Genomic DNA, 17,523 nt, shown 5'->3' with positions numbered 1-17,523 from the left:
AATTTCTTCAGCCTTTTGTTTGTCCTTGAAGATTAATTTAACGATGGATAAGGAGATTGAAATGAACGATTATTTGGTTAAGGCTTTGGGTTATGACGGCAAGGTACGCGCTTACGCAGCTTTGACGACGGAAACCGTCGGTGAAGCCCAGCGCAGGCATCAGACCTGGCCGACAGCATCGGCGGCACTCGGCCGGACTCTGACCGCCGGTCTAATGCTCGGGGCGATGCTCAAAGGCGATGAACAACTGACTGTCAAAATTGAAGGCAACGGCCCGTTGGGTATTATCCTGGTTGACGCCAATGCGCACGGGGAAGTCAGGGGCTATGTCACCAATCCTCAAACGCATTTGGATCTAAATCAAATAGGAAAATTAGATGTCAGCGGAGCTGTAGGTTCTGAAGGTACATTGTCTGTTGTTAAGGACCTGGGTATGCGGGATTACTTTACCGGGCAGGTCCCGTTATACTCCGGAGAAATCGGGGAAGACTTTACCTATTATCTCGTCAAATCCGAACAGATTCCTTCTTCGGTCGGACTCGGTGTCTTGGTTGCACCCGATAATACAATTCAGGCTTCCGGCGGTTTTATTATCCAGCTATTGCCCGGAACAGCTGAAGAGACTATTTCTGAAATTGAAGAACATCTTAAGACAATTACCCCGGTCTCAACGATGATTCAGCATGGGTTTACGCCGGAGGAAATGCTGGAAGAAATCTTAGGCAAAAATAATGTTCAGGTACTTGAGAAAATGCCGGTGAAATTTCGATGCCAGTGTTCCAAGGAGCGGATCGGCAACGCGATGATCAGTTTAGGCAAAGAGGAAATCGAGGAGATCATCCAAACCGATGGTCAGGCGGAAGCCCAGTGCCATTTCTGCAATGAGATGTATCTGTTTTCGCAAGAGGAGCTTGAGAAGCTGAGGGATGCCGCAAAGTAAACCATAGCGCTAGAAAGGAACACATCAAGAATATGAAAGCCTTAATTACAGGGGCCAGTTCAGGTATTGGCCGGGATATTGCCAGAGTGCTGAGCACGAAAGGGTATGATTTAATCCTGGTTGCACGGCGTCTTGACAGGCTGGAAGAATTAAAGAAGGAGCTTTCCTGTGATGTCCAGACGATCAGCCTCGATCTTGCCCAGGAGGAATCCTGTTTCCGTCTTTACGATCTGGTCAAGGATCAGGAGATCGATATGCTGATCAATAATGCGGGATTTGCTGTCTACGGCGAATTTGATCAGACGGACCTTGCCAAGGAATTGGAATTGATCCATACCAATATCAAAGCAGTTCATATCTTAATGAAGCTGTTTCTGCAGGACTTTAAGCAGCGTAACCGGGGGTATATATTAAATGTGGCTTCTTCGGCTGCCTTTTTACCCGGGCCTTTGATGGCTACTTATTATGCTTCGAAAGCCTATGTACTAAGACTGACGGAAGCTGTACATAAAGAGCTGCAAAAAACGGACAGCAAAGTGTATGTAGGAGCACTGTGTCCAGGGCCGGTCCATACCGAGTTCGAACAAAACGCCAAGATCACGTTTGGGGTAAAAGCGCTGAACAGCCCTTATGTAGCCAGGTATACGGTTGACCGAATGCTCAAACATAAAAGGGTGATTATTCCCGGGATATTGATGAAGGCTGCCTTTATCTTTACGAAGATCCTGCCACAAAAAATACTATTGCATTTTCTCTATAAACTGCAAAAAGAAAAATTTGTTTAGAAACCCTTGCTTCAAGTATATTTACCGAATATATTTACTGAATATATTTACTGAATATATTTACTGAATATATTGACTGATGCACCGCCGTTGAAATATTGTTTCAACGGATTTTTTGTTATTTTGTTATTCTTATTTTTTATTCTTATTCTTTAGATTGTACTTATCTACGCTATCAAATATTTTTATATGGATGGATTGATGAGCGTCTGTTGACAGACATAAAAAAAACGAATAAGATAGTTGTTAGCACAACAGTTGCAAGGACAACTATACATAGGGAGGTGATTCGTGTTGCTAATGAAAGACCTGTCGGTCATATTTCGGTTTAATCGCATTTATTCAATGAGAAGGTTGAGTAAATATCATTTGGGGCATTCTGAACAAGAAATTCTGATGTTTTTATCTAAAAACGGTCAGGTAAATCAAGATATGATTGCCACTTTTTTCGTCATTGACAAGGGTGCGGTTGCCAAAAGTTTAAGCAAGCTCGAAGAAAAAGGGTATGTGAATCGAACGATAAACCCTGAAAACCACCGCGAGAAAATGATAACCCTAACGCCAAGGGGATTGGAAATCATGGACAACATGCAGGAAATCCTGACTGACTGGCATACAGCCATCTATGAAGGACTTAACGAAGAAGACATCGTACAGTTCCAAAAAATAATGTCGGTCATTGCCGCCAATAGCATGAAAGCCGTCAACGAATGCGAGAGAATTTAGACCAATTAAAAATCTAAAGATGGGAGTTAAGCAAAATTGAACAAATCAAATACAAAAAACAGCTTCGTTCTCATTATGATTCTATATCTGCTCGGTATTTTTATGGGCGCGATTGACACGGGAATTGTCACACCGGCCAGAACAGTTATTCAAAATAATTTGCTGGTCGATGAGAAAACCGGGATCTGGATGATTACGATTTATACCCTGGCTTATGCGGCCAGTATCCCGATCATGGGTAAACTTGCCGATATGTTCGGACGCAAGTACATTTATCTTGCCAGTATCTTTCTCTTTGGTCTGGGTTCTTTGTTCTGTGGTTTAGCCCAGGAGTTTAACAGCTTTACGGTCCTGCTCGCAGCCAGAATTGTCCAGGCGCTTGGCGGAGGGGGAATCCTTCCGGTTGCGACTGCTGAATTTGGTACGACTTTTCCTCCGGAAAAACGGGGGATGGCCCTGGGACTGGTTGGGGGAGTCTACGGGATTGCCAATATTTTCGGTGCTTCGGCAGGCAGTGCAATTCTGGATATCTTCGGTAGCAGTAACTGGCGGTTTATCTTTTATGTGAATCTGCCGATCACGCTGTTTATCCTGATCGTCGGCTTCCTCTATCTGCCAAACAACAGAAATGACAATGTCAAAAAAATTGATATCGGCGGAATCCTGATTCTGACCGTGATGATTCTCGCTTTAATGTATGGACTCAAGAATATTGACTTCTTTGATTTCAAGTCAACTTTAATCAGTATGAGTGTTTATCCTTTCCTGATCCTGTTTGTGCTTCTTATTCCTTTCTTTATCCTGGCTGAGAAAAAAGCAGAGGATCCGGTGATGAACTTATCGTATTTTACAAACTCACGGATCATTATCACCTTTATCATTGCCTTTATTACCGGAATTGTGTTGATGGGGATGATTTTTGTACCTCAGTTTGCCGAAAACTCATTGAAAATCGCTTCCGGAAGCGGCGGCTATTTTGTCATCATTCTTGGTTTGTTTGCAGGAGTTGGCGCTCCTGTATCCGGAAAGCTGATTGACCAATACGGACCTAAACTGATTTTAGGTCTCGGTTTTTTGATCTCTGTGGTTGGCTCGTTATTCCTAATCTTTGTCACAGTTGACCATCCCAGTATGTTGACGGTAAACATCAGTCTGGTTCTCATGGGCCTTGGTATGGGCTTTACGATGGGAACACCACTAAACTATATGATGCTGGAAAATACCAAAGATGAAGAGTCCAATTCCGCACTCGCGGCCTTGTCACTTGTCCGTTCGATTGGAACGGCGATTGCGCCTGCAATCATGGTTGGTTTTCTGGCACATGCCGGAGCCGCGGTCCAAGATAATGTGATGAACCTGCTGCCCAAAGAAGTCTCAATACCAAAACTACCTTATGCACAGGAACTTACAACAGAAATCAATGGGATGAAAAGCAACCCGATGATGAAGAAATATTTAGCAGGCATGGCTATGCCCAGCCTCTCATTTCCGGAAAAAATTGAAATAGATATGGACAGCAGCAACAGCAACGATCAGATTTCCGATGAACTAATGGATAAGGTAAAAGCTTCTGATGTAACAACCATCACGGAGAACAGCAAACTGCTTGCAGAAAGCTTCTTTGCAGATAAGACCCCGGATATGGTTGCGAATATACAGGCCGGGATACAAAATGGAATTGATGCGCTTACGTCTGTAGAATCGATGCCCCAGTCAAACGTATCCTTTCAGGATACGATAACAAAAATGACGGTCTTAAAAAATGCTGTCCCGGGAGCATTGGAGACTGCCAAACAAAATTATCTCACGGAAATCGATCAGAGAAGCACAGTCATTGAAGCAGAATTCCAAAAAACCTTAAACACTGGATTTAAGCAGGTGTATCTGACAGTTACGATTTCTTCTCTGATTGGCTTGATCATCCTGTGTTTCTATCGAAGAAAACCGGTCAATAAGCAAGGATAGAGCTAAACACAAGCCGCAAATGTATAGAATTAATATTTTGAGTTGCTTCTTTTTATATTCTTGGGTAATTGTAGCCTTACACAGATATTCCGCTCGCACGTTTTCGTGGCTACTCGCACAAATCCTCGCTAACATGCCAAAACCTCTGGGCTTTTTTGAATGTTCACTGTTGGCATGTCTTGACGCTGCGTTTTTTGCTCACTTAACGCCACTGACACTTAACGCTCGACTCCATATCTGTGTAAGGCTACAATATTTGGAGAATTCAGCAGTATGAAGTGTCTGGCATTGATATAAAAAACATTAATTCCATTTTAAAGCATTCAGAACAGCAAATAAGCGACGAGAGACCTTTATATAATGGCTTAATGGACCCGAAATATAACGTCATGTAGTCTATCTGCGGCCAAGCGGAGCACGATGCGGAGCGCGGCTATTGCGCCATGGATGGCGCAATAGCCGAAGAGCAGTTAGGTTACATGATGTAAACCCAGAGTTTACTATTAAACAATAAAAACGCTGCCGGCAAAATTGTCGGCAGCGTTGTAGCAGTGCTCTTGATTGGGCTTTTTATTGCACATTCTTGAATCTTGAAGAAGGTGCACCGCAAACGGGGCATTTTTCCGGTGCTTCGTTTTTATGGATATAGCCGCAGACCTGGCAGTAATAGTAGTCATTGTCTGCGGTTAAATCTTTAAGTGCGTCTTTGTATAAGGCGGCATGCGATTTCTCAGCCTCGTTGGCTAAGTGAAAAACTCTTTGTGCTTCAGAATTGCCTTCGTCTTTTGCATTTTCCAGAAAACGCGGATACATTTTTGTAAATTCAAAAGTTTCGCCATCAATTCCAGCTTTGAGATTCTCTTCTGTTGATTTTAGCATACCCAGCACTTTCATCTGGCTTAACGCATGCAGGGCTTCAGCTTCAGCTGCTGCCCGAAATAGCTTGGCAGCGCCGTTATATCCTTCTTCTTCAGCTTTCTGAGCGAAAGCGGTATATTTTCGGTTAGCTTGAGATTCGCCTGCAAAAGATTCTTTCATATTGTCTTGCGATGTCATATAAATCCCTCCTTATTATTCTCGCTTTCATAATATTACCATAAATAGCTTATAATTGTAATGTTATATCCTAATTTGTCAAAAAGTATCGAAAATATTTTCCTTGACATTGACGCAGCGTCAAGGTGTATCCTAACTTTGAGGTGAGCGGTGTGGAATATTCGGTACGGAAACTTAGCCGGTTGGCAGGCATTAGCCCCAGAACAATCAGGTATTATGATCAAATGGAGCTTCTAAAGCCGGCCAGGATTAATTCTTCAGGCTATCGCCTATACGGACAGGCGGAAGTAAACAGGCTGCAGCAGATTTTGTTTTATCGTGAACTGGGCATGGGGCTGGAAATGATTAAGGAAGTGATCAATTCATCGTCTTTTAATGAACTAAAAGCCTTCCGGGAGCACCTTTCACAGCTGCTGCAAAAAAAAGCGCGGCTTGAAAGTCTGATCGTGAATATTGAGAAAACAATTGCGTCTTATGAAGGGAGAATGACCATGTCTGACCAAGAAAAATTTGAAGGATTCAAGAAAAAGATGATTCAGGAAAATGAAGCAGCTTATGGCGAGGAAATCCGCCAAAAATATGGAGATGATGTTATCGATCAGTCCAATCAAAAATTTCAGGGCATGAAACCTGAGGAGTATGAAGAAATGACTAGGCTTTCTGTCATGATTACAGAAAAGCTTGAAGCAGCTTACCAAACAGGTGATCCTGGCTCCGGGCTTGCTCGGGAAGCCGCAGAGCTGCACCGTAACTGGCTGAGCTATTTTTGGAAGGAATATAGCAAAGAAGCACATGCCGGTCTAGGACAGATGTATGTTGATGACCCAAGGTTTACAGCCTACTATGATAAGAAGCAGCCTGGGACGGCAGCCTTTTTACGGGATGCGATTCTTATCTATACCGGGATGAAGGAATAGAAAAAGGTTCACTTCCATTTTGCCATTTCCATATATTATCTTGAAGGTTTGTATAAGATCAAGATGGACATGGCAAAGGAGGAGCCTTCTATTGAAAAGAGATATTCATTATTATGCGCTTTTGGCCTTTTGCAGGTCATGTGGGTTCAACAAGGAAAGTTCCAGAAAAATTGCCTATGCTTCGCAATATGTCGATGACGCGAAAATTAATCTGATGACGATTCAAAATCCGGCACCGGAAGTCAGCGTTGATCGCTCTGATAACCGTGCCGTTTTTTTAAATATGGCAACCTGTCATTCCTATTTTAAAATAAAAACGTTTAATTACGAGGCAATGATCAACAATACCTGTGCCTTTCATTTTGTTCCTGGCTGCAAAGGAGAAAACTTCACGAAGAAACTCCGCTGTAAAGAGGAGTCGCCGGTGATCCTGGCACTTTTAAATGAGGCCCTGGACGACAATAATCTGATCAAGCTTGGGATTGTTCTGCATGCTTATGCCGATACTTTTTCGCATCAGGGTTTCAGCGGCATGCTCAGCAAAGTGAATGATATTAATCATTGCGGAGCGCGCAATGAAGTTTACTTAGGAATACCTGACCTGATTCTGTATTTATTTAAACAGTTGTGCGGAGAAAAATATGATGAAATGTTTGACCGTATTATCCCTGCGTATGGACACGGTCAGGCTTTGACCTTTCCTGATCTCCCTTACCTTGTTTGGTCATACCAGTATGATAGCAGTGGTGCTTTTGAGGGCAGGTACACCGTTGTAGAGATTGACAACAAAGAAAGGTATCAGCGGGCTTTGGCCAAAATTAAAAGATATCTTGAGATCTATTTAAAAAAACATCCTGAATTCAGAGATCCAAATTATCAATTCGGCGATATCTCTAAACTTATGAGTCAGGCGATTAATAAAGCATCGGATAAAAATAGGGAGGAAGGCTGGATCGCCTTTATGCTTGAACACGGGATGTTCCAGGAAAATGAATGGTCGGGGATTGTCTATCAGGAGAGTGAATGGCTGAGAAAAGCTTTTCAAAATTTTGATCCCAAAACCTTTAATAATAGGAGAGTAAACAATGTGATTCTTGCCGATCATTTTGCTGAATCCGACTGGCACCATTTTTATCAGGCTGTCAAATGGTATAAAAAAAGATTCTTTGAATGCTGCCATCAATACGGACTGTTTATTCCTAAATAACGAAAAGATAAAAAGCGGTAGGTTGGGGAGGAGGTTAAAAATGGGCAAAAAAAAGGGACCTTCTGTCCCTATCCACTGATCTTTTGATGCTGGAAAAGTTCTCTGCTTCTTCTGTAACCAAAAAGACTAACTAAACCCAGGATTAAAACCTTCAGCCACAATTTATAGAATTCCTTGCTCTTTCCAAGTCTTAATACAGTTTGATACAACTGCGGGGCCAGGTTCTCGATCGCCTTCATTTTATCCTGGATTGTATTGTAGGGACCCGTGATTTCCTGATATTTGTCGCACAATAATTTATTTTTAGCCTGAATGAGCCGGTCTGTTATAGGTTTACGCGTTCTTGGCTGGGCAGTATGCGACTTGTCAAAAGTAAAAGATACGTTATTCCCCAAAAAATACAATTCCTGATCATTGTATCCGGCATCTCTTAAACCATTTAAAAAAGCGTCCCGCATTGCTGTATTTGGAAAAGTAAGGTTAATATTCATTGTTAATTCTGAAGGATCGGAAAATTCGCCTAGTTTAAAACCGGTCAGCCACCAGTGTTTTTCCGATCGGGTAAAGAGCACACTTCCATTCTTCCTTAACACGAAAGACATCGGCAGCAATTCATCATTGTCTGCAGATTTATAAAACATTCCGCTGAAAATCCCCGGAAGCGTAAAATGGAATGCCCCGGTATAAATCCCGATCTCTCCGCCGGTTACCAGATCGTACTGACCTTTCCAGAAACAAATCATCCATTTCTTGCCGTCATATTCAAAATAAACCGGTTCACAATCAATAATCATACCTGTCGGAGCGGATACCTCATCATAAATACGGCAATACCCGGCATTTCTTTGCCATGGATTTAAAGTCGAGTAAAAAATATCCTGTTCCGGATCATAACGATAACCGGCATTTTCAATCACCTGATCCAAATCTGGGTCACCGGTACCTTGAGCGGGAACCGTAAGACTCTTCATGTTTTCAGGGTTGAAGATTCCGGTTTGAATAGAATAGCGGATGGAACCGTTGAATTTGTGAAATAACATCGGATTCGCCCCTTAAACAGATTAATTATTTAGAATATTTGACAATGACATTTTATGTAAAAAGGACAAACTCTGGAACAGGTTTGTCCGTAATTGATAAGATTTTTAGGATAATAGAATTTTAAGATTCAATGCTTAAACGTTGTAATCTGACTGCACTGGCTCTTAAGAAGAGGATAATAATCAGAGTCGTCATCAAAATTACCATCCAAGATTCAAGCGAAGGGATACGTTTGCCAATTTTCTTTACTTTTTTGTACATTCCAGGGTTTTGTTTTTCCAGTAGTTTGAGTTTTTCCTGAACGGTGCCCTCAGAGCCGGTTATTTCATGAAATTTTTCACATAAGAATCTATTTTTGCGCTGAATCAGCTGATCGGTCAATCGCGTGCGTGTCCAGGGCTGGGCTGTCTTGGGGATATCGAACGTGAAGCTTACGCTGTTATCTTGTACAGCTAATTCGTACTCATTGTAGCCGGCTTTACGCATTCCTGCCAGAAAAGCATTCCTCATATTAACGTCTTTCAATGTGAGACAGATATCCATTGTCAACTCCTCCGGCTCAGCAAATTCTCCGAGCTTGAATCCGGTCAGCCACCAATGTTTTGCTTTTCTAGAGAATAGTTCTTTACCATTCTTTTTGATGGTATATGACATATTCAGAAGCTCTTTATCGTCGACTGACTGATAAATTAGACCGTTTGACTTATACAGGCCAATTTCGCCGCCGCTGACCAAATCATATTGACCTTTCCAAAGGCCAATCATCCACTTTTCGTTCAGGTAATCAAAGGTTATGGGTTCACAGTCGATAATCATGCCAAGCGGCGCGGCAGCCTCATCAAAAAGCCGGCAATAACCGATATACCTTTGCCAGGGCTTCATATTTGAGATAAAAATATCCTGACTCACATCATAAGAATAACCGGCAATTTCAATGATTTCATCAAGGTCTTCGTTACCGGTGCCAACTGTATCAGACCCTATCTCAGTATCAACTACTGACTTATCCCAGGTTGATTGCTGCATGCTTTGGTGATAGGAATATGAGTCATTTCTGTTAAATAATAACATCTTACTTCCTCCTTAATAAAATACCAATATATGGATATAATATGTAAAAATACCCAGTATGCAAATACTGGGTATTGATAAATTGAGATCAATGACTCGGTCTGCTCTGGCCCTGCATACTCTGGCCATACTGCTGTTGACCCTGCTGACTCTGCTGGCTCATTTGAAATAACTGGCCCTGAGTCTGATCAATAAGTTGACCCATTTGTTCCAGTACCTGGTGAGCCTGGATTTGCTGATTGGCCTGTGTCAAAGCGGTCATCGCCGTTTGAATAGCTTGTCGCAGTTGTTGATCTGCCTGCTGTTTCTGCTGCTGGGTCTGGTTACGGAAGCCCTGAATTTGCTGCTGCAGCTGATTAGCTGCCTGCTGGCTCTGCTGAATGATTTCGTTCTGATTTACTGTACTACCCTGAGAAGAAAAGTTACTGAATGATACTTGTTTCAACTGATTCATAGTGTTTTCCATTGCGGATAATTGACTTCTTAGATCGCCGATTTCTTCACTGACTTCCATGTCTTTTTTGGCAGAAGCTAAGATGATCTTGTTTTTTTCATCCATTTTATCTTTACCTCCATAAGCAATTATGACCTAATTTATTTTTGTCAAATAACAAAAATATTATTAAGTTAAATTTTTCTGCAAAAATTTTTCGGCAAAACATACCGATCATTAGTGCTTATGGACAATAATTACGTTGAATCGTTTACGTTGATCTGCTTTACTTCGGCTAAGGTTCTTGTGTATCGTTTCCTTCAAACTGCATGTTGTAATACCGGGCATAGATCCCGTCAAGATTAATCAACTGGCGGTGAGTGCCTCTTTCTTGGATGCCCTCATCTGTAATGACAATGATTTCGTCAGCATTTTTAATGGTACTCAGACGATGGGCAATAATGATCGTCGTTCGCTTATGTGATAGTTTGGACAGAGACTCCTGGATATAGCGTTCGCTTTCATTGTCCAATGCCGATGTCGCTTCATCTAGGATTAATATCGGCGGGTTCTTCAAAAACACCCTAGCTATCGACAGACGCTGTTTTTGTCCTCCCGAAAGCCGGACGCCCCGTTCACCGACGAACGTGTCATAACCAAGTTCCAAAGACATAATGAATTCATGAATGTTAGCACTGCGGGCAGCCTCAATGATTTCCAGGTCGGAGGCATTCGCTTTGCCGTAGGCAATATTTTCCTTGATCGTACCGCTGAACATATAGACATCCTGCTGCACGATCCCGATCACATTTCTTAAGGATTCCAGTGTGATATCCCGGATATCGATGCCGTCAATCGTAATGGTCCCTTCAGTAACGTCATAAAAACGGGGGAGCAGGGAGCATAATGTTGTCTTTCCACCGCCAGAGGGACCCACCAGAGCAACTTTTTTCCCGGTAGAAATTCGGATGCTGACATTCTGGAGGACATCATCACCCAGGTTGTATCGAAAAGAAACATTGGAAAATTCTATTTCGCCTTTGACGTTTTCCAGCGGCAGGGCGTTTGTTTTTTCAATAATATCAGGTTTTGTCTCCATAATTTCCACAAAGCGTTTAAACCCGGCAAAACCCTTTTGAAACTGTTCGGTAAAATTAATCAAGACTTCCAGGGGTTGAACAAAGATATTGATGTAAAGCAGGTAAATGACAAGTTCCGTTAGTGTTAGTGATCCGTTGGCAATGGACAAACCGCCGGAGACAATGACGACGATATAAAGAAGCCCGGAAAAGAAGGAATTCCAGGCATGATAACCTCCCATCATTTTATAACTGCTAGCTTTGGATACCAAAAAGTCCTGGTTGCTTTTCTGGAATTTCATTTTTTCTGCTTCTTCGTTGGCAAAGGACTTGACCACCCGGATTCCAGCCAGACTATCCTGAAGGCTTGCGTTGACCTTGGCAATTTTGACTCGGTTATCCAAGAAGACCGCTTTCATCTTGAGGTTACGCTGAATACTGAAAATCACCATAATTGCTGTGACAGCGAGCAGGATAAGAGTCATTGGCACATTCAGCAGCATCAGCAAAACAAATGACCCAATAATCTTCAGGAGGGAAATAAATATATTCTCGGGTCCGTGGTGAGCCAGTTCGGAAATGTCAAAAAGGTCGTTAACTAGTCTGGACATCAGCTCACCGGTATTGTTCTGGTCGTAGTAAGAGAAAGACAGCCGTTGAAACTGCGTGAATAAATCCCTGCGCATGTCGGCTTCCATTCGGGCTCCCATGATATGGCCCCAGCAAGTGATGAAATACTGGCAAAAGTAGCGGATTATGTAGAGTGTCAGCAATGCTGCGCCGAAAAAGCCGATGCTGTGCAGGATCACCTCTCTGCCTTGAGTAAAAACATTTTTGTTTAAGTGATTTAGGATTTGAGGAAAGGACAGATCGACGACGGAGACAATCACTGCACAAAGCATATCCGTATAAAACAACAGGCGGTAAGGCTTATAATAACGAATAAAACGGTTCAGGATATTCATGCTGCAGAGCCACGCTTTCTAAAAATAAAGCCTGCAAATACTTGCAGGAATCTCATTCTTTTCTTGGACAGTATATCATATTTCATTAAAAGAAAAAATCAGCGGATAAATTCCATTCTGCGGAAACAATGAAATTAATATTTCTGTCAGAAAATCAAGGGGAAATGCGCTTTCTATAGAATATTTATGCAAAGTCATTAATAGATGCGCACGAAAAAATAGATAATCATAATGATTTCAGCACCGATCTTAACAGCTGTACCGCCAAGGACACCGAGCAGTGTACCTAAACCAATTCGGATTGTCTTCTTTAATTCCGTACCGCGGATCAGTTCGGCTACAATCGCCCCCAAAAACGGACCGAGAATAATACCAAGCGGTCCAAGAACGATCAAACCCAGAATAGTACCAATCACTGCGCCCCAGGCTGCTTGCTTGCTTCCGCCGAAGCGTTTCGTTCCGATAGCCGAGGCAAAATAATCCACAAAGAACAGCAGGATTACGACCAGGGCCTGCAGGATAAAAAAGTAGGCATTTAACGTTGTGAAGCCTGTCATAAAGCCATAGACCAGCATACCTGCGTAGATCAAAATGATGCCGGGCAAAACGGGAAGAATGGTTCCAACAATACCAACAATAAAGAGAATAATCGCGATGATTAAAGCAAGCGTATCCATTCTTCCTTCCCTCCATTTTCCGATAGGATCATCCATACGTCATCTGATAATCATATGTTTGCTGCTTACTCGTATAAATATACTGGATTGAAAGAAAAAACATTGATACAAAGCCTTTAATATCTTCGTGCACCAAGATAACTGGAAGAATGAGCGCTTAGATTGGATACCACGACGCCGGCTGAATAATTAAAGGCGTGCACATATTGTCCTCCGCCGATATAAATACCGACGTGTGAGGCGCCCCGGGCATAGGTCGAGAAAAAGACAAGGTCTCCCGGCTGCAGCTCATTTCTACCAACCGGGGTACCGGAAGCATACTGCGCGAAAGAGGAATGGGGAAGGGAGACACCGGCCGCAGCGTATACATAGCGGGTAAATCCGGAACAGTCAAACCCGCCGGGGCTTATTCCGCCATAAACATATGGGCATCCGACATAGCCCAGTGCATAATCCACGACATTTGAATAGCTGCCGGATCTGGAAGCAACCAGGATTGGCTTGGCAGTCGGTCCTTCGGCAATCACTTTAGTCACAGCGGCCTGGAGGATTGTTTCCTTCACAACCTGCTTTTTTAAATATTTACCGTTGCTCTGGACATAAGAATAGGTTACGGACTTTGATCCGTCACTTCCTGCCGTAATCACTTCTTTTTTGCCAAAGCCGAGCGAATAATCCTTCTTGGTGATGGTATCATATTGGATTTTCTGGGTTTCCGTATATGTTCCCTGACAGATGACAGTAAGGGAATGATTGTCAATTAAAGATTTTAAAACCTGTTCAGGCGATTGAATTTGGGACAGTTGAGTAGTCGTTTTGGAGGATGTGACATCTTCGGCGATCGTCGCAGATATCACAACATTATCTTTCGTGGGTTTCACGTAATAGGCCTGAAACTCTTTTAAGACCTGATCAATATCTCCAGCATCCGGTAAAACGGCAATCACAGTACCATTGATGGTGAACTGATAGGCAGCGTAGGGTTGATTAATTTTTTCTTCAATATTGTTCGGCCGCAGCGTAGAACGAAGGTAATCGGCATTACTTACGGTAACATGGGCATAAGTAACTGTGTAAGGTTCTTCTTTGGTCGCAGACATCATAAGTGTATCTGCGGTATTTTGGCTGAAGACCAGTCCAAGTTGTTTTCCGTTGACAGAGACAGCGATGGCATTCATTGGGGCAGCAAGGTAACAGGCAAATGACCCGATCAATATCATAGTAATAAATAAACCACCGAGCAGGCGCGGTGATTTCCATGATATTTTTTTAAGGCAGGTCAAGGTCACGCAAATGATCTGCTTAAAATGCATCAAATTTTCACCTTTCTTAGCTTACGAGGTTAGTTGACGGATTCGGACCAAAGGTATAGGCCCTACGCAAATGCGATTCACCCCAGAAAAAAAGTTCCCCCGCTCCAGGCTAACCTGGATTCAGCTGTACATTTAGTTATATTATTATACACAATTCTAGTACAATTCGACACATAATTAAAATGTCCTGCCGCGGAATGAAAAATTCTTGGTTATGATGACTGTCAAGTAAAAAGCTGCCGACAAAATTATCAGCAGCTTTTTACGAAATCTGTTATAACAGTGGTTCTACAGATCCACTGTTGGCAGTGTAGCAAAGCCTTTTTCCAAATCATCATCGGTCGGAATATAGTCTGTCATTGTGCCGGCATTATAGCTCATATAAGCAGCCATATCAAAATATCCGGTGCCGGTCAGGCCGAACAGGATGGTCTTCTTTTGACCAGTTTCTTTGCACTTGAGCGCTTCATCCATCGCAACCCGCAAAGCGTGTGCGGATTCGGGAGCAGGCAGGATGCCTTCGCAGCGCGCGAAGGCTGTAGCTGCTTCAAATACTTTGGACTGTTCAACTGCTCGGGCTGTCATATAGCCGTCATTGTACAGCTTGGAAATGATTCCGCTCATGCCGTGATATCTGAGGCCTCCGGCGTGGTTCGGGGAGGGAATGAACCCTGATCCGAGCGTGTACATTTTGATCAGCGGCGTTGTTTTTCCGGTATCCCCAAAATCAAATGCATATTTGCCGCGGGTCAGAGAAGGACAGGAAGCTGGTTCAACGCCAATAAACTCGATATTGTTCTTGCCGCGGATTTTGTCACCCATGAAGGGTGCAACCAGACCGCCAAAGTTCGATCCGCCGCCGACACAACCGATGATCATTTCAGGCTCAATGCCGTACTTGTCACAAGCAAGCTTGGTTTCTTCGCCGATCACGGACTGGTGCAGCAGGACATGGTCGAGTACGCTGCCAAGTACATAACGGCAGTTTTGGGTTTTGACAGCTGTTTCAATCGCTTCCGAAATCGCGCAGCCGAGTGAGCCGCCGGTGCCGGGGTTTTCAGCCAGAATCCTCCGTCCGATTTCGGTCGTATCGGAAGGAGAAGGAATAACTTTTCCACCATAAGTTTCAATGACGGCTTTCCTGTAAGGCTTCTGTTCTGAAGACACCTTTACCATATAGACGGTTAATGGAATATTGTAAAATGCACAGGCCATCGATAAGGCCGTACCCCATTGCCCAGCACCGGTTTCCGTTGTCAGGGAAGTCAAACCCTGTTTTTTGGCGTAATAAACCTGGGCAGCTGCGGAGTTTAATTTGTGGGAACCAGAAGTATTTGTGCCTTCAAATTTGAAATAGATCTCGGCAGGTGTACCCAGCAGTTTTTCAAGATTATAGGCTCTTACAAGCGGGGAAGGACGGTACATCCTGTAGTATTCGCGAACTTCCTCAGGAATTTCAATATATTCGTCCGTATTGTTTAGTTCCTGTTCAATCAGTTCGTCACAGAAGATCGGCCGAAGATCATCTGCGGTGCAGGGCTTCATGGTGCCTGGATGGATAAAGGGCGGCGGGAGCTCTTTCATAACAGCTTTTACATTATACCAGTACTTGGGCATCTCTTCTTCAGGTAAATAGATTTTGTAAGGTATGCTTGTCATGGTCTTCATTCCTTTCCAAATGATTCGTACTATTTTTTGATTAATCTTTGATGAATAAACAAAAATCTATAAAAAAAGCCTTGTCCAAACTATCGGACAAAGACTTTGATCTCTGCGGTACCACCCAACTTGCGTTTACACGCCGCTTAAAACGTATGATGGACATACGCTCCATTTATAACGGGCGGAGTTCCCGGCCTGCATACGCTTACATCAATCATTCCTTGTAATTTCTGCACGGCCCTCATGAGTCCATTCACATCAGTGCTGTTACCGCTTTTCCACCGGCCACGGCTCTCTTAAAACAGCAAACATCATGTTACTACTCTCATTCTGCGGTTTAACAGTATTAAATATTGCTTAAATCTTAGCTTGAAATTAATTTTTTGTCAAGAAAATGTAAAACTCCAAAGTCAGGGAATTGTACCATTTTGAAAAAACGCAAAGTATGGTAAACTCTAGAGAAGTACGCGATAACATTCTCTAACGGAGGAACTGTCTATGACACTTATGATAAACGAGCTTGACCGGAGACTGAATCACTTATGCGGCCTTATGGATCAGACCTGTCCTGATTGGGATACTATACTTATTTTGGGTAAAGTGAACCAGTACTATTTTACGGGAACAATGCAGGACGGCATGCTTATTATTCAAAAAGACCGGACCCGCCGCTATTTTGTTCGCCGAAGCTATGAACGCGCCAAAGCTGAATCGCTCCTGACAACGATCTATCCGATGGAAAGTTACCGTGATGCGGCCGGGATGATTGGAACTGGGCTAGGGAATACGTATCTTGAAACAGAGATTGTGCCGCTCGCCATGCTGCAGCGGCTGAAGAAGTACTTCACGATGACAAACATTCATTCAGTAGACAAGCCGGTGCTGTCGGTCAGAGCGGTCAAATCGCCGTACGAGCTGGAATGGGTGGAACAAGCAGGAAAAAACCATTGTAAGCTGCTGCATGAACTTGTTCCGCCGCTGCTCAGGGAAGGTATGAGCGAGGCTGATTTTGTAGCGGAACTTTATGCCGCTATGATCAAAATTGGACATCATGGTGTCAGCCGTTTTTCCATGTTTCAGACGGAAATGGTTGCCGGACAGATCGGTTTTGGCGAAAGCTCTCTTTACCCAACCAGTTTTGACGGTCCCGGTGGGGCTTATGGAATGTGTCCTGCCGTTCCTTTGTTAGGCAGCCGGGAAAGGAAGCTGAAGAAGGGGGATTTGGTTTTTGTCGATGTCGGTTTTGGCTGCAATGGCTATCATTCCGATAAAACCCAGGTCTATATTTTTGGAGCTAAGCCTGATGCCGATGTTGTGAAGGCGCATCGCGCCTGTATGGAAATTGAGCAGCGTCTGGCAGCAAAGCTGATTCCAGGGGCGATACCGTCGGAAATCTATCAATCGGTAATGAGCACGCTCAGTGAAGACTTCAGACGGAACTTTATGGGGTATGGGGAACGGCAAGTCAAGTTTCTCGGACACGGCGTTGGACTTCATGTCGATGAGCTGCCTGTAATTACGAATGGTTTTCTAGCGGAACTCACTGAGAATATGGTCATCGCGCTCGAACCGAAAAAGGGTCTGCCTAACATTGGCATGGTAGGTGTGGAAGATACCTATGTGGTGAGTGCTGCCGGCGGCAGATGTCTTACGGGCGGAGGAACGGACATTATCGAGGTATAAAAA

At 43.4% G+C, this 17,523-nt stretch carries 15 protein-coding genes and 1 riboswitch; of the genes, 7 read left to right on the top strand and 8 right to left on the bottom strand.

Translation table 11 applies throughout. From position 1 onward, the window contains the following. Window positions 1-61 precede the first annotated feature (61 nt). The 4 genes from hslO to C1I38_RS10690 all read left to right on the top strand — a co-directional run bounded on the left by hslO (window position 62) and on the right by C1I38_RS10690 (window position 4,416). Window positions 62-940 carry an Hsp33 family molecular chaperone HslO gene (gene hslO / locus C1I38_RS10705; RefSeq protein WP_026156568.1) on the top strand — a complete coding sequence of 293 codons (879 nt, stop codon included), beginning with the start codon at window positions 62-64 and terminating at the stop codon, window positions 938-940. A gap of 32 nt (window positions 941-972) precedes the next feature. Then, a complete protein-coding gene (locus C1I38_RS10700) occupies window positions 973-1,725 on the top strand; it encodes an SDR family oxidoreductase (protein WP_119774685.1) in 753 nt (250 codons plus the stop codon). A 300-nt stretch (window positions 1,726-2,025) separates the two neighbouring features. Next, a complete protein-coding gene (locus C1I38_RS10695; RefSeq protein WP_243103634.1) occupies window positions 2,026-2,451 on the top strand; it encodes a MarR family transcriptional regulator in 426 nt (141 codons plus the stop codon). Window positions 2,452-2,487: 36 nt separating this feature from the next. Next, on the top strand, window positions 2,488-4,416 hold the full coding sequence (locus C1I38_RS10690; protein WP_119774687.1) for an MFS transporter: 1,929 nt from the start codon (window positions 2,488-2,490) through the stop codon (window positions 4,414-4,416). A gap of 570 nt (window positions 4,417-4,986) precedes the next feature. On the opposite strand, the gene C1I38_RS10685 is transcribed toward C1I38_RS10690, so the two are convergent. Then, window positions 4,987-5,472 (bottom strand): rubrerythrin family protein, encoded by a 486-nt coding sequence (locus tag C1I38_RS10685; protein WP_119774688.1) that lies wholly within the window; start codon window positions 5,470-5,472, stop codon window positions 4,987-4,989. 152 nt (window positions 5,473-5,624) lie between these two features. Between C1I38_RS10685 and C1I38_RS10680 the strand changes: the two genes are divergently transcribed. Both C1I38_RS10680 and C1I38_RS10675 read left to right on the top strand, forming a co-directional pair. After that, window positions 5,625-6,389: a MerR family transcriptional regulator gene (locus C1I38_RS10680; RefSeq protein WP_165904956.1), complete on the top strand. Its 765-nt coding sequence runs from the start codon at window positions 5,625-5,627 to the stop codon at window positions 6,387-6,389. 91 nt (window positions 6,390-6,480) lie between these two features. Beyond that, a complete protein-coding gene (locus C1I38_RS10675; RefSeq protein ID WP_119774690.1) occupies window positions 6,481-7,596 on the top strand; it encodes a DUF6765 family protein in 1,116 nt (371 codons plus the stop codon). A gap of 68 nt (window positions 7,597-7,664) precedes the next feature. On the opposite strand, the gene C1I38_RS10670 is transcribed toward C1I38_RS10675, so the two are convergent. The 7 genes from C1I38_RS10670 to C1I38_RS10640 form a co-directional block, all read right to left on the bottom strand. Then, a complete protein-coding gene (locus C1I38_RS10670; RefSeq protein WP_119774691.1) occupies window positions 7,665-8,636 on the bottom strand; it encodes a DUF4474 domain-containing protein in 972 nt (323 codons plus the stop codon). Window positions 8,637-8,757: 121 nt separating this feature from the next. After that, on the bottom strand, window positions 8,758-9,708 hold the full coding sequence (locus C1I38_RS10665; RefSeq protein WP_119774692.1) for a DUF4474 domain-containing protein: 951 nt from the start codon (window positions 9,706-9,708) through the stop codon (window positions 8,758-8,760). Between the two features lie 88 nt (window positions 9,709-9,796). Then, window positions 9,797-10,267: a hypothetical protein gene (locus C1I38_RS10660; protein ID WP_020492724.1), complete on the bottom strand. Its 471-nt coding sequence runs from the start codon at window positions 10,265-10,267 to the stop codon at window positions 9,797-9,799. Between the two features lie 169 nt (window positions 10,268-10,436). Beyond that, window positions 10,437-12,185 (bottom strand): ABC transporter ATP-binding protein, encoded by a 1,749-nt coding sequence (locus C1I38_RS10655; protein WP_119774693.1) that lies wholly within the window; start codon window positions 12,183-12,185, stop codon window positions 10,437-10,439. Between the two features lie 197 nt (window positions 12,186-12,382). Continuing rightward, on the bottom strand, window positions 12,383-12,862 hold the full coding sequence (locus tag C1I38_RS10650; protein ID WP_119774694.1) for a DUF456 domain-containing protein: 480 nt from the start codon (window positions 12,860-12,862) through the stop codon (window positions 12,383-12,385). A 116-nt stretch (window positions 12,863-12,978) separates the two neighbouring features. Next, on the bottom strand, window positions 12,979-14,175 hold the full coding sequence (locus tag C1I38_RS10645; protein ID WP_119774695.1) for an NlpC/P60 family protein: 1,197 nt from the start codon (window positions 14,173-14,175) through the stop codon (window positions 12,979-12,981). A 3-nt stretch (window positions 14,176-14,178) separates the two neighbouring features. Continuing rightward, window positions 14,179-14,311: riboswitch (cyclic di-AMP (ydaO/yuaA leader) on the bottom strand. Window positions 14,312-14,463: 152 nt separating this feature from the next. Further along, window positions 14,464-15,834, bottom strand: a complete 1,371-nt coding sequence (locus tag C1I38_RS10640) for a TrpB-like pyridoxal phosphate-dependent enzyme (RefSeq protein WP_119774696.1) — start codon at window positions 15,832-15,834, stop codon at window positions 14,464-14,466. A 501-nt stretch (window positions 15,835-16,335) separates the two neighbouring features. On the opposite strand from C1I38_RS10640, the gene C1I38_RS10635 reads away from it, so the two are divergent. Further along, window positions 16,336-17,520: a Xaa-Pro peptidase family protein gene (locus tag C1I38_RS10635; RefSeq protein ID WP_119774697.1), complete on the top strand. Its 1,185-nt coding sequence runs from the start codon at window positions 16,336-16,338 to the stop codon at window positions 17,518-17,520. The last annotated feature ends 3 nt before the right edge of the window (window positions 17,521-17,523 follow it).

This window comes from Dehalobacter sp. 12DCB1, from assembly GCF_004343605.1.
In the GTDB taxonomy this organism is placed as follows: Bacteria; Bacillota; Desulfitobacteriia; order Desulfitobacteriales; family Syntrophobotulaceae; genus Dehalobacter.
Note: the sequence above shows the minus strand (reverse complement) of the source record. Positions and strands in the feature narration are given on the sequence as shown.

Coding starts and splice junctions, on each gene's coding strand:
- hslO (WP_026156568.1), top strand. CDS start 62: ATGAACGATTATTTGGTTAAGGCTTTGGGTTATGACGGCAAGGTACGC.
- C1I38_RS10700 (WP_119774685.1), top strand. CDS start 973: ATGAAAGCCTTAATTACAGGGGCCAGTTCAGGTATTGGCCGGGATATT.
- C1I38_RS10695 (WP_243103634.1), top strand. CDS start 2,026: ATGAAAGACCTGTCGGTCATATTTCGGTTTAATCGCATTTATTCAATG.
- C1I38_RS10685 (WP_119774688.1), bottom strand. CDS start 5,472: ATGACATCGCAAGACAATATGAAAGAATCTTTTGCAGGCGAATCTCAA.
- C1I38_RS10670 (WP_119774691.1), bottom strand. CDS start 8,636: ATGTTATTTCACAAATTCAACGGTTCCATCCGCTATTCTATTCAAACC.
- C1I38_RS10665 (WP_119774692.1), bottom strand. CDS start 9,708: ATGTTATTATTTAACAGAAATGACTCATATTCCTATCACCAAAGCATG.
- C1I38_RS10660 (WP_020492724.1), bottom strand. CDS start 10,267: ATGGATGAAAAAAACAAGATCATCTTAGCTTCTGCCAAAAAAGACATG.
- C1I38_RS10655 (WP_119774693.1), bottom strand. CDS start 12,185: ATGAATATCCTGAACCGTTTTATTCGTTATTATAAGCCTTACCGCCTG.
- C1I38_RS10650 (WP_119774694.1), bottom strand. CDS start 12,862: ATGGATACGCTTGCTTTAATCATCGCGATTATTCTCTTTATTGTTGGT.
- C1I38_RS10645 (WP_119774695.1), bottom strand. CDS start 14,175: ATGCATTTTAAGCAGATCATTTGCGTGACCTTGACCTGCCTTAAAAAA.
- C1I38_RS10640 (WP_119774696.1), bottom strand. CDS start 15,834: ATGACAAGCATACCTTACAAAATCTATTTACCTGAAGAAGAGATGCCC.
- C1I38_RS10635 (WP_119774697.1), top strand. CDS start 16,336: ATGACACTTATGATAAACGAGCTTGACCGGAGACTGAATCACTTATGC.